General features: G+C 61.3%; 11 protein-coding genes. 10 read left to right on the forward strand and 1 reads right to left on the reverse strand.

Features of this window, described 5'->3' with window-relative positions; genetic code table 11:
* Positions 1–112: 112 nt before the first annotated feature.
* From RZE79_RS32065 to RZE79_RS32090, 6 genes are all read left to right on the forward strand, one after another.
* Positions 113–1,678, forward strand: coding sequence for an ABC transporter substrate-binding protein (locus RZE79_RS32065; RefSeq protein WP_319362274.1), 1,566 nt, complete (start codon positions 113–115; stop codon positions 1,676–1,678).
* A gap of 24 nt (positions 1,679–1,702) precedes the next feature.
* A complete protein-coding gene (locus RZE79_RS32070) occupies positions 1,703–2,650 on the forward strand; it encodes an ABC transporter permease (RefSeq protein ID WP_319362275.1) in 948 nt (315 codons plus the stop codon).
* Positions 2,651–2,738: 88 nt separating this feature from the next.
* On the forward strand, positions 2,739–3,539 hold the full coding sequence (locus RZE79_RS32075; RefSeq protein WP_319362376.1) for an ABC transporter permease: 801 nt from the start codon (positions 2,739–2,741) through the stop codon (positions 3,537–3,539).
* Positions 3,540–3,547: 8 nt separating this feature from the next.
* Positions 3,548–5,200, forward strand: a complete 1,653-nt coding sequence (locus RZE79_RS32080) for an ABC transporter ATP-binding protein (protein WP_319362276.1) — start codon at positions 3,548–3,550, stop codon at positions 5,198–5,200.
* Positions 5,197–6,414 (forward strand): M20/M25/M40 family metallo-hydrolase, encoded by a 1,218-nt coding sequence (locus RZE79_RS32085; protein ID WP_319362277.1) that lies wholly within the window; start codon positions 5,197–5,199, stop codon positions 6,412–6,414. The genes RZE79_RS32080 and RZE79_RS32085 overlap by 4 nt, the downstream gene beginning before the upstream one ends.
* 96 nt (positions 6,415–6,510) lie before the next feature.
* Complete coding sequence (locus tag RZE79_RS32090; RefSeq protein WP_319362278.1) at positions 6,511–7,299, forward strand: GntR family transcriptional regulator; 789 nt, start codon at positions 6,511–6,513, stop codon at positions 7,297–7,299.
* A 233-nt stretch (positions 7,300–7,532) separates the two neighbouring features.
* Here RZE79_RS32090 and RZE79_RS32095 read toward each other — a convergent pair whose 3' ends face one another.
* Complete coding sequence (locus RZE79_RS32095; RefSeq protein WP_373696604.1) at positions 7,533–8,411, reverse strand: AraC family transcriptional regulator; 879 nt, start codon at positions 8,409–8,411, stop codon at positions 7,533–7,535.
* Here RZE79_RS32095 and RZE79_RS32100 point away from each other — a divergent pair.
* The 4 genes from RZE79_RS32100 (at position 8,403) to RZE79_RS32115 (ending at position 11,856) form a co-directional block, all read left to right on the forward strand.
* Entirely contained in the window at positions 8,403–8,600 is a 198-nt protein-coding gene (locus RZE79_RS32100) for a hypothetical protein (RefSeq protein WP_319362397.1), read from the forward strand. The genes RZE79_RS32095 and RZE79_RS32100 overlap by 9 nt on opposite strands.
* A gap of 119 nt (positions 8,601–8,719) precedes the next feature.
* Positions 8,720–9,670 carry an alpha/beta fold hydrolase gene (locus tag RZE79_RS32105; protein ID WP_319362279.1) on the forward strand — a complete coding sequence of 317 codons (951 nt, stop codon included), beginning with the start codon at positions 8,720–8,722 and terminating at the stop codon, positions 9,668–9,670.
* A 92-nt stretch (positions 9,671–9,762) separates the two neighbouring features.
* Entirely contained in the window at positions 9,763–10,365 is a 603-nt protein-coding gene (locus RZE79_RS32110) for a TetR/AcrR family transcriptional regulator (protein ID WP_319362280.1), read from the forward strand.
* A gap of 678 nt (positions 10,366–11,043) precedes the next feature.
* Entirely contained in the window at positions 11,044–11,856 is an 813-nt protein-coding gene (locus tag RZE79_RS32115; RefSeq protein WP_319362281.1) for a glutathione S-transferase family protein, read from the forward strand.
* Positions 11,857–11,861 lie beyond the last annotated feature (5 nt).

Genomic DNA, 11,861 nt, shown 5'->3' on the forward strand with positions numbered 1-11,861 from the left:
CTCTGAAAACAATAAACTTTATAGTAATGAGCGTGGCGAGACGGATGCCTCCCGTTTGCCAGCGCATTTGCACTCCGCTTCCCGAGGGCAACCACTCACCGAGAGATTCCGCATGAACACCCTTGTTGCTGCGAACCGTCGCGACTTCCTCGGGGCTGCCGCCTCGTTGGCTGCGCTGTCCTTTCCCATGTCATCGGCCTTTGCTGCCGGCCCGCAAAAACGCGGCGGTACGCTGCGCGTCAGCATCAATCAAGCAGTCAACAAGCTGAACCCCTTGGTGGCGCGTGTGACGCCGGAGTACTTGGTTGCCGAACTCTTGTACTCTGGGCTCACGCGGATTGGCCCGACCATGGCCCCCGAGGCTGATCTCGCCCAGTCCTGGACCAGTTCTCCCGATCTGACCCAATGGACCTTCAAGCTGCGCCCAGGACTAGTTTTCCATGACGGCTCGGCATGCACTTCTGCTGATGTTGTCGCGAGCTTCCAGGCCATCCTGGATGCAAAGACCGCCTCGCCGGGCCGCCAGAACATCGGCCCAATCGCGAGCGTCAGCGCTCCTGACAAGAGCAGCGTGGTGTTCGTCCTGTCGTCGCCCTACGCGGATCTGCCTGTCGCCCTGGCATTCCCGAGCGCCAAGATCGTTCCGGCATCCGTGCTGCAGAAGGGGCTGGACCGACTTAATCGCGAAGCCATTGGCACCGGGCCTTTCAAGCTCGTGACCTTTGAGCCAGAGCGTATCGTGGTTGTCGCACGCAACGAGGCTTACTACGACAAGGCGCGTCCCTACCTCGATCGTATTGAAGTCCGGGTATACCCAGACGCGACAGCCGAGGGCTCCGCGTTGATCGCCGGCGATACCGATCTGATGGCGCTGGTGCAGCCCGCTGAGTTTGCGCGCTTAAAGGCTGCGTCCGGTGTGAACGCCCTGAAGCTGCCGTCGGGCGTGTTCTGCAACATCAATCTCGGCTGCAACCAGAAGCCATTCAACGACGTGCGGGTCCGCAAGGCGCTTGCATTGACCGTCGACCGCCCCGCAATGGTGGACTTCGTTGCCGAAGGCTATGGCACCGTTGCGAACGACAACCCCATCAGTGCGTCCTATCCCTTCTACAAGGAACTGCCGCAGCGCAAGCGGGACATTGCGCAGGCGAAGAAGCTGCTGGCAGAAGCGGGCCATGACAAGGGCCTCACCCTCACACTGGTCGCTTCCGACAATCCGTCGATTCGCACGCAAATGGCCGTCGCCCTGCGCGAGATGGCCAAGCCCGCTGGATTCAACATCAATGTGCAGACGATGCCGCATGCCACTTATCTGGAGCAGGTCTGGAAGAAGGGCAACTTCTATGTCGGCTTCTACAACATGCAGCCGACGGTCGATTCGATCTTCTCCCTGCTGTACACCTCGAACGCTTCTTGGAACGAAACGCACTGGAACAATGCGACCTTTGACAAGCTGGTGGCCGACGCTCGCGCAACGGCTGACGTGAAGAAGCGCAACGAGCTGTACGCCGAAGCGCAAAGACTCATGACGGAGGAAGTGCCCTCCATCATCCCGGTGTACTTCGACCTGCTTCGCGCTAAGCGCAGCTATGTCGACGGCTACCAGGTTAATCCGCGCGGCCTGGTCTACCGTCTGGACTACGTTTCGCTGGACGACGGCGCCCCGAAGCGCGCCTGAAGCGCGCCCTCGCTTGGAGCAACCATGTCGCTAAGCTACTTCCTCAAACGGATCGGACTGAGCGTTTACACGCTTCTCGTCGTGTCAATCCTTGTCTTCGTCATTACACAGGTGTTGCCCGCCGATCCTGCGGTGATGATGCTGGGTGAGAACGCCACACCTGATGCGCTGCAGGCGTTGCGAGATCAGTTGGGTCTCGATGCCCCGCTTTGGCAGCAATACCTGCACTGGTTCACCGGAGCGATCCGCGGTGACTTCGGCGAGTCGATGCGCACCGGGCAAGCCGTCGCTCCGGTGATGATGGAGGCGTTGGGTCGTTCGCTGACCCTGGCCTTCCTGTCGATCAGCTTCATGCTAATGATCGCCATCCCACTGGGTATCATCGCGGCCGTGCGCCGCGGCAAGATTGCCGACGTACTTGTGAGCGTCGTGTCGTACGTCGGCGTGTCGCTTCCAGAGTTCGTGACGGCGACGCTGCTGGTGCTGGTCTTCGCCGACTTCTGGCAGATCCTTCCCGCGACCGGCTACATCCCGCTTTCGGAGAGCTTTTTCGGCGGACTTCGGCATCTGGCGCTGCCTGTGATCACGGTCTCGGTCATCTTGATTGCGCACGTGTCGCGGATGGTCCGCTCCGAGCTGGTTGATGTGCTGCACATGGACTACATCCGGTCGGCCCGTCTCAAGGGCCTGTCGAAGTATGCGGTGCTCTTCAAGCACGCCTTGCGCAACTCGCTTCTACCCACGATCACGATCGTTGCCCTTGATGTGGGCTACCTCCTGGGTGGTGTCATCGTCGTTGAAGAAATCTTTGCCCTCCCAGGCATCGGACGCCAACTGATCGTTGCCATCCAGAACCGTGATCTGCCCGCCATCCAGGCCGGCGCCCTCATCATGGCCGCGACCTATTGCGTCGTGAACTTCGTCGCTGACATGGCCTACGCGGCGCTCGACAAGAGGATTCAGTATGAGTGATATCGCCACACCGCTCCAAAGCGAAAAGCCCAGCGCCGCGTCGGCTTCGGCGGGAAAGCTCGGATCCAACCATTTCTTCGCGCGTCTCATGCGCTCGCCGCAAGGCAAGCTGGGGATGCTGATCATCGGGATCGTCATGGTGATGGTGCTGTTCGGCCCCTATCTGGCGCCTCACAGTCCCGACGACATGGCACCGCTGTCGCGCTACAAAGGGCCCAGCGCGGAGAACTGGCTCGGCACCGACCAGTACGGCCGGGATCTACTGAGTCGGGTTCTCTACGGAGCTCGCTCCACGGTCGTCTTGGCGTTCATGGCCACTGCGATCGGCAGCTTGATAGGCGCCTTTATAGGAACCTTGTGCGCCTTCCTCGGTGGCCGATTCGACGAAATCGTGATGCGCACGGTCGACGCTGTGATGGCCATCCCGAGCCTGCTGTTCGCGCTACTCATCGTCAACCTGATGGGCAAGGGCGAGATCAACGCGGTGCTGGCCATTGCCGTCGCGTTCGTGCCGAGCATGACCCGCATCACGCGCTCCGTAGCGCTGGCGATCCGCAAGCAAGACTTCGTCAGTGCCGCGATTGCACGCGGCGAATCAAGCCTGTACGTCGTACTGCGTGAGATGCTGCCGAACGTCGTGGCGCCCGTCGTGGTCGAGATGACGATTCGCGTGGCCTTCGCGGTCATGCTCTTCGCGACGTTGAGCTTTCTCGGCTTAGGCGCACAACCTCCCGCGTCTGAATGGGGCCTGATGGCCGCCGAGGCTCGCAAGTTCATGCACTTGAGCCCTTGGATGATCCTCTGGCCGAGCGCCGCCGTGGCGATGGTCGCCATCGGCTTCAACCTTCTGGGCGACGGTCTTCGTGATGCCCTCAACCCCAAAACCTGAGGCCTGTCATGGATCACGTCCTTGAAGTCAAAGACTACTCGCTCGACTACGCGACGCCGAACGGTCGCTTCCATGCGCTGGTCAATCTCAATCTGACGATCGATCGCGGCGAAGTGCTCGGCCTGGTTGGCGAGTCCGGCTCCGGAAAGACTTCGCTCGCCTGGTCGATCATGCGCTACCTCGCGGGTAACGCCATCGAGACGAGCGGGAGCATCAAGCTGGTCGGCGAAGACCTGTTGAAGTTCGCTCCGAAGCAAATCGATTCCATTCGCGGGCGCCGCATCAGCATGGTGTTCCAGGATCCGAGTACCTCTCTGAATCCAACCCTGTCGCTCGGGGAGCAGCTGACGGAAGTGCTGGTCCGGCATCGCAACCTGACCCGCAAGCAGGCAGCCATGGAGGGCATTGCCATGCTCGACCGCGTCGGCCTCAAGGACCCAGCGGGGATGATGCGCCGCTACCCACACGAAGCGTCCGGCGGGGAAAAACAGCGCGTCGTGATCGCCACAGCCTTCGCTTGCAGGCCGGAATGCATCATCTTCGACGAGCCGACCACCGCATTGGATGTCATCACTGGACGGCAGATCCTTGATCTTTTCGACGAGCTCCAGGCCGAAACGGACGTGGCCTCGCTGTACATCTCGCACGACCTTGCACTGGTCTCCCAGGTGGCCGACCGGGTGGCAGTGATCCACAAGGGCGTCATCGTCGAGCAAGGCGAGGTGGAACAGGTGTTCACCCATCCAGCCGATCCCTATACGAAGCGGCTGATCGGCGCCGTGCCTCGGCCCGATCACCGCCTCGTTGGCGCCCCCCCAAAGACCGGCGGCCAAGCGTTGGTCGAAGCCAAAGCGCTGAGCGTGACCTATGGCGGCGTCTCAGCATTCGCCAGGTTGCTCGGCAAGCGCAAAGCCAGCGTCGTCGGCAACCGTGCCATCAGCATTGCGGTCAAGCCCGGTGAGATTCTCGGCGTGGTGGGTGAGTCCGGTTCCGGTAAGTCGACGCTGGCCAAGGCCCTGACCGGCCTCAATCCTTTCGAGGGCCAGCTCTTCTTCGCAGGCAAACAGATTAACGGCGCGAAGGACATGGGGAAGCTCTACCGGCGGGATGTGCAGATGATCTTCCAGCATCCCGACGCCTCGCTCAATCCGCGCCAACGCGTGCGAGACATCCTGTCGCGACCGTTGAAGCTGTACACCGACACCCCGTCAGGCCAATACACACAGATCATCGGCGACCTCCTGGAACAGGTACGCCTGCCGCGTGAGTACATGAACCGCTTCCCGCATCAGCTCTCGGGCGGTGAGAAGCAACGGGTCGCAATTGCCCGCGCATTCGCGTCACGTCCCAAACTGGTTATTTGCGACGAGATTACCTCGGCGCTCGACGTTTCCGTGCAGGCGTCGGTGGTTGAGCTTCTCATCGAGTTGCAAAAGCAGTTCGGCACCGCCTACCTGTTCATCACGCATGACCTGAACCTCGTGCGCCAGATTGCCCATCGCATCGCCGTCATGTACCGGGGCGACCTGGTCGACCTCCTCGAAACCGCCGAGGTGGATTCTCCATCGCGGCATGCCTACACGCGCTCCTTGCTCGACGCCGTACCCACTCCGGTTGGCGACTACGCCAGCCTTGCTCCTGAATTGGAAGTTGCCCCATGAACGTTGATCAGTTGCTGGACCGTGTTGACGAGTCCGCTGCCCTCGAGTTTCTCACCAAGATGGTGCAGCACAAGAGCTATCCAGAAACCGATGGCGAGCGCGTGCTGGCGCAATACATGGTCGAGCAGATGCACTCCATTGGCCTGGAGGCGGCTCTGACCCCTGTCAACGAAAGCCGCGTGAACGCAATCGGCACCTGGAAGGGCACCGGCGGCGGAAAGAGCCTGCTGTTCAACGGCCATCTCGACACGAACCCCGTCTCGGAGGGGTGGACGGTCGACCCATGGGCCGGCACGGTGGACGACAAGTTCATCTATGGCATCGGTGTGTCGAACATGAAGGCCGGCGACGCTGCGTACTTCTGCGCGGTGAAGACGTTGATCGACGCCGGCGTCAGGGTCAAGGGTGATGTCGTGCTCACCTTCGTGGTCGGCGAACTCCAGGGGGGCGTGGGGACACTGGCGGCCATTCAGCAGGGCGTACGTGCAGACTACTTCATCAACAGCGAGCCGACCGACCTGTCCGCGGTGACGATGCATGCAGCCTCGCTGTCGTACACGATCGAGTTGACGGGTGTCACTCGCCATCTGTCCAAGCGCGAGGAAGCAGTGGATGCCATTGCGGCAGCGTGCGTGCTGATCCCACGAATCAACGCCATGACCTTCAGCAACGCAAAAAGCGAGGAGCATCGATCGATCAACCGCGGCCATGTCGGTATCGTCAATGGCGCGCTGGGCAAGGACCTGCATGGATGGCGTCCACCGCAGGTGTCAGACTTTGTTCGCTTGCGCGGCGTGTGTCGCTACGCACCGGGCCAGACCGAAGCCGATGCCCTGGGTGACCTGCGGCGATTGCTGGACACGCTCGAACAAGAACACCCTGGCCTGAAAGCCACTGTGGTCGCCGAGAAGCACACGGGACGCCCGACCATGCCGCCCTTCGAGGTCGACAAGAACTCTCGCATCGTCAAGGTTGTCAACGAAGCGTTCAAGAAAGTGCGCGGTACGGAGCAACCGACTGGCGCTATCAAACCCGCTGGCTTCTTCGGGACTGACGCGGGTCATTTGTATGCGGCAGCCGGAATGGAAGGCGTGGTCTGCGGTCCCGGCGGCCGCTACAACACGATGCCCGACGAACGTGTCGACATCGCCGACTACCTTGACATGATCCGAATCTACATGATCGCAATCCTCGAGGTCTGCGGAGCCGAGTAACTCACCATTTCCGATCGAGGCCATCGACCGAGCACAACGTGCGGCCTATCCCTGGCAAAATATAAACATTAAAGTTGAGCCAACGGACGGGAACAGATGCTCGAAGTCGAAGAACGATCCGCGCAGGCAGCAGGCGACAACTCGCCTGTGCAGCGCATCACTGAACTGTCGAGTTCGCCGCTGCACGAAGTCGTCAAGCGCCAGATTTCCGAGGCCATCGACGTGGGAGCCTGGCCACCCGGGCATGTATTGCCCAGCGAGATCTCGCTGGCCAACACCATGGGTGTCGCAGTCGGAACGGTTAGGCGCGCTCTGCTCGATCTCGCAGCAGAGGGGCTGCTGAGCCGTCGACGCAAGACGGGAACTGTCGTTACCGGGCGCACTGCACACCGAGGACTGAGGTACTTCTTCAAGTACTTCCGACTGCACAGACGAGACGGCTCGCTAGTCCATTCCGAAGCTCGGGTGCTGGCTGTAGTGCGGGAAAAGGCGAACGCCGTGGTGCAGGAAAAGCTTGGACTCGATGCCGGCGCGGACATTATTCGACTCGAGCGACTTCGCTTGGTAAACGCGCAACCGGTAATGCTCGACACTTTCATTCTGGCGGCTGAACGCGTACCGGATTTTCCCCTTAAGAACGAAGACGTTCCTCAACTCGTCTATACCTTTCTTGTCGAGCGGTATGGAATCAAAATTTCGGCCGTGAGAGAAGAGCTCAGCGCCGAACTCGCCTCGGTTGACGATGCTCGGCTTCTTGGCATACAGACACCTGCTGCGATCATGATGATCGAGGAAGTTGCTTTCGATCAGTCCAACGTTCCCACTATCGTGGGCGTGCGACGTGCGTTAACCAAGGACCACGTCTACATCAACGAAGTGCGTTAGGTACCACGCGCGACTTGAGTCGTTGCGCCGCTTCGCGCTTGGCGGCGGGCATAGCGCTCTTTACGGGAAGGTTCCTGGAACTTTAGCGTTCGCCTGGGTTGTCGTTGAGATTTCCTCAATCGCGTTCGAAGGGCAGCCTGCGCCTTGGCAGGTTCAATAGGATCTGCGCTAATGCGCAATGCTTCGATCCCGAATTGGCTAGCGCACACCAGAGTTTCAAACTTGGCGCAGTTTCAGCCGTATGCCCGGCTACGCCTTAGCGTCTGCGAGGGCGCTTCGCCGAATTGCCGTCGATACGTCGCGGCAAAGTCGCCGACATGGGTGAAGCCGTATTCGAGAGCGATGTCAGTAACGCGAATTTCGCCGCGGCTCGGCTTCTGCAGCGCGCCCCGCGCGGCTTCCATCCGCCTTTCCCGTAGCCACGTCATCGGACCTGCACCGTGGCAAGACTGAAACGCGGCGAACAGGGTGCGGCGAGACACTCCGCACTCAATGCAAAGGTCGCTCACCGAAACGTGGGACCGTAGCCGCCGTAGCATCAGCTCCTCGGCCTGTCTGACGATCCGCGGCGAGGCCGCGAAGGTCGCCCCTGCGTCGAGCGCGGACTGTTGGTTATGGGCATGCTGGGTCAGCAGAAGCGATGCCAGAGCGTCCGCCAGCGATGCTTGCGCGAATTGCCGTGCCTTGACGGCTGGCGGGAGCTCCGACGCAATGCCGGCGAGGGCGACGATGCCGCGCCACGCCTGGGGCAACTGCGGTCGCGCGAGCATAGACGTTTCGAAAATCAAAGGTGCTATCAGGGGCCGACCGGTCAGCCCCTGCCAAGCATCTGCAATCAATGAACTATCAACGCGGATCAGCAGTTGGTCATATCCCTCATGCACTTCCATCGAGAAGTTGCGAACTGGACTGAAAACGCCTGGACTCTGCACAGCCAGTTGGTGCAATTCGCCGCCCTGGCGTACTTGCGCTGCTCCTCGAGTCGGCAGGCTGATCAGGTAGTAGCCCTGCAAGGCCTGTGACAGAGGTTGGAGCGAAACACGCGCGCCCCAGCGTGTGCGATTGAATGACACGGGGCCCATCGGAACGCAGTCGAGCGTTCCATGGAACACATCGTCACGCCGCAACCGCTGAAGCTTGCATTCGCCAAAAAAGGGCGCGGTTTGCAGGGGCGATTCGTCAACATCGTGGCTGTCCGCCACGCGCAGGCCGCGCAGGCATATGCCTCCATGATCGAACTCAATGGGAGGGAACGGTGTTACGGAGGTCACTGGAAACGACGATGGTCCGGCAGTGGTTGACTCTCAAAAGGGAAGTTTCGAGTCAATGATTGCACGCATTCCGCTGAATTGCACTGAGGCGTTAGAGTCAATCCTGCATTCCACCGATGCTCCGGAATCTAATCCACGGAGACATCGCGATGCTTCATTCTCGACGCGCCATCATCTCATCTGTCCTTGCAGCCTCGGGCGCGGCCCTGGCCGCGTGCTCGGGAACCCATGCAGAACCGGGGCCAGCGCTCTTGCCAAAAAGCCCATACCTGCTGGTTCACGGGGCCTGGCATGGCACTTGGTGCTGGAGCAAAGTCAGTCCTCTGCTGGCCGCTGCCGGCCACCCGGTGCTGGCGATCGACTTGCCGGGGCATGGCCTCAATGCGGAATTCCCGGCGGCGTTCGACGTTCAGCCCCGGACGGCGGCGTTGGCGACCGAACGCTCACCGGTTGCGGGTATCACGCTGGCCGACTACGCTCGGGTCGTGGGCAATGCCGTTGACTCCTTGCTCGCCGCGGGCTTCCCGGCTCCGATCGTCGTGGGTCACAGCATGGGCGGCGGTGCGATCCATGCTGCCGCTGAACTGCTGGGCCCCGGCAAGATCGCGCGCCTGGTCTATCTCGCGGCATTCATGCCCAAGGACGGCGAGCCGATGGTGGCATTCCCTCCTGTTGAACAGGCTCCGCCATCGCTTTTGACACCGCTGCTGCGCAGCGATCCTGGAGTTACCGGCGCCCTGCGGCTCGACCCCGCATCCACAGACAATGCCTACCGCGCGGGGCTTATCAATCTGTTTTATGGAAAGGTGGACGCTGCAACAGCGCGGGCCGCTCTCAACTTGCTGTCGCCGGATATTCCGATAGGTGCGATGGTCACGCCAATCGCCACTTCCGTGCAGCGCTGGGGAGCCATTCCACGTACGTATATCCGGACCAGCGCGGACAACACCATCCCGCCGGCGCTCCAGGACCTGATGGTGGCGCAGGCAGACACCGCGACGCCCGCCAACAGGACGCAGGTGCTGCGACTGGACTCGGATCACAGCCCATTCCTGTCCATGCCGCAGCAGTTGGCTCGAGCTCTGCTCTCGCTGGGTTGAAGAGGAGGCGCGAATGCATCATGGAGCCATCAATGTCTACAATGAGATGTTGACCGTCATCCAGATCGTCAGATTGCACAGGAGCGTTTGCCTTGGGACATTCGCAGGCCGAAAAGGCGCAAAGTCGAGAGCGGATCCTGAAGGAGGCCGCCGACCAGATTCGAGACGGCGGACTTGAGTCAGTGAGCGTGGGCAAGCTCATGAAGAGCGTGAACCTCACGCATGGCGGCTTCTACGGTCATTTTGCATCTCGCGCGGACTTACTTGCCCAAGCCCTTAGGCAAGCTCTGAGTGATGGAGTACGTCGGTCGGCAGCGAGGGAGAAATCAGCGCGCTCGCGTGGCTTGGCTGGTTTCGTCAATGACTATCTGAGCTCCAGCCACCGGGACTCGCGCAGCACTGGATGCGCAGTCTCGGCGTTGGTTTCCGATGTCGGACGCGCCGATGCTCAGTCCAGAGCGGTCATGTCAGGCTCTATCGAGGACTACATTGCCGCGGCGCGGCGCCACCTTGGTGATAACGACGATGCCAGAGCGATGTTGGCCGTCAGCGCTATGGTTGGTGCTCTGGCGCTCTCGCGGGTGATCATAGACCCGGCTCGTTCCGACGACCTGCTCAGCAGCGTACGCGAGCAACTGGTGGCGCTCAAGGGGCCCAATGAGCGGGCGCTCTCAGGCAACCGGGACGAAACCTGAGTTGCGGCACGGGCGCTAACACGTTCCTCCTCGGCGCGTGCTCGGCAAGTGCGGAGCATGCTAGGTCCTCGCACCCGACGGTGAGCGCTCGCAGGTTTTCGCCGCGAGTGGTGGAACTCAAATTGCATGAGTGCTCAGTGCAGCGTCTGAGTGCGGGGTGCTGACCAATACGCCTATTCAGCTCATGTGGGCGCCACCCGGCCACAAGTAGCTTCCATCTGGGCGCCAACCTTTGTGGCTCAGGTTCTTCATCAGAGTGATTTCGTTCGGTCCGACCTGCCTGGCTCGCTCCGCGCGGTCGCTCGCGCTCCGTTGAGGCGTATTTCCGCCGCGCGAGCAAAAGCGTGTTGCCACGCTTTTGGTGGACATGCCCCGTCCAGGGCCAGGTCCCGCCCAGACGTCCGAAGCATTTGTTCCCGGCGACTTCAACGGCGGCGCTTACGGTCGACGCTCCGGTATTGGAGCAGTCCAGCCATGCGGTCGCGTCCTGTTTGACGCATCCGTCTCCGGGCAAGTCAGTGCAGTTCAAACGTCTTTTGGTGAAGTAATGCGATAGACAGGATGATGGTCGTCATGCAGAATGGGGCGTGAACAGTGGGTGGTGTCGGCAGTGGCTGGCTCCGCAGCCCGCTGGAACAACTGCGCCACCGCTTGTCGGCGCACCATGGAGACAGCTCGATGGCTGAAGTGCGGATCTTTTCCTACCTGCCCAATCCTCGTGTGTGGAAGTCAGTCATCGCCGCGCGCATCGGCGGCGTCGATCTGGAGGTGCGGGGGGCTGCGGGCGGCGAACTCGTGGATTGGCTCTGGGACTTCGACGCTCGACCGTTGAGCGAAGTGTCCGCCGAGGAGCGCACTGCCGCCGAGCGTATGGGCCGGATCGGATTCAAGGGCCTCAGTCTCTACAAGACCGACGCCTTTCTCGTAGCTCAGCCGTTCGGGACAGTCCCTGCAGCTTTCAGCGGGGACGGTCAGATCGGCATCTTTGAATCCAACAGCATCATGCGTGCGGTTGCACGCCAATCGGAGCGCAGTGGCCTATATGGCCACGATCCGTTCGAGGCCTCGCGGATCGATAGCTTTCTGGATGTCAGCCTGGTGTTCGGTCGCGACGCGCAGATTTACCTCCTCGCCCTACAAGATTCCGAGCTCGCAGCGGACGTCCACGCTCGCGCCGACGAGGCGTTCACAACCTACATGACGGGGATCGACCGGGCCTTGGCCCCGGCCCGCCAAGCGCTTGTCGGCGAGAGGGTGAGTTTGGCCGACATCTGCTTCGCCTGTGAGCTCGCCCTTTTCCACAACGAACTGGGCCGTAGCGACGCGCTAAGTGCGCTCGGCAAGGCGCCGCTCCTGGACAGCGCCCGTGAGCGGTTTCCCCGCGCCATGGCGCACTTTGACCGCCTCGCGAACGACCCTGCCTTCGCGCCGGAGTTCGGCCCATATCTCACGAAGTTCGCAAACGAGCACGGATTCGGACGCAGACGATAAACATC

Source organism: Variovorax sp. EBFNA2, from assembly GCF_033802765.1.
Lineage (GTDB): Bacteria > Pseudomonadota > Gammaproteobacteria > Burkholderiales > Burkholderiaceae_C > Variovorax > Variovorax paradoxus_H.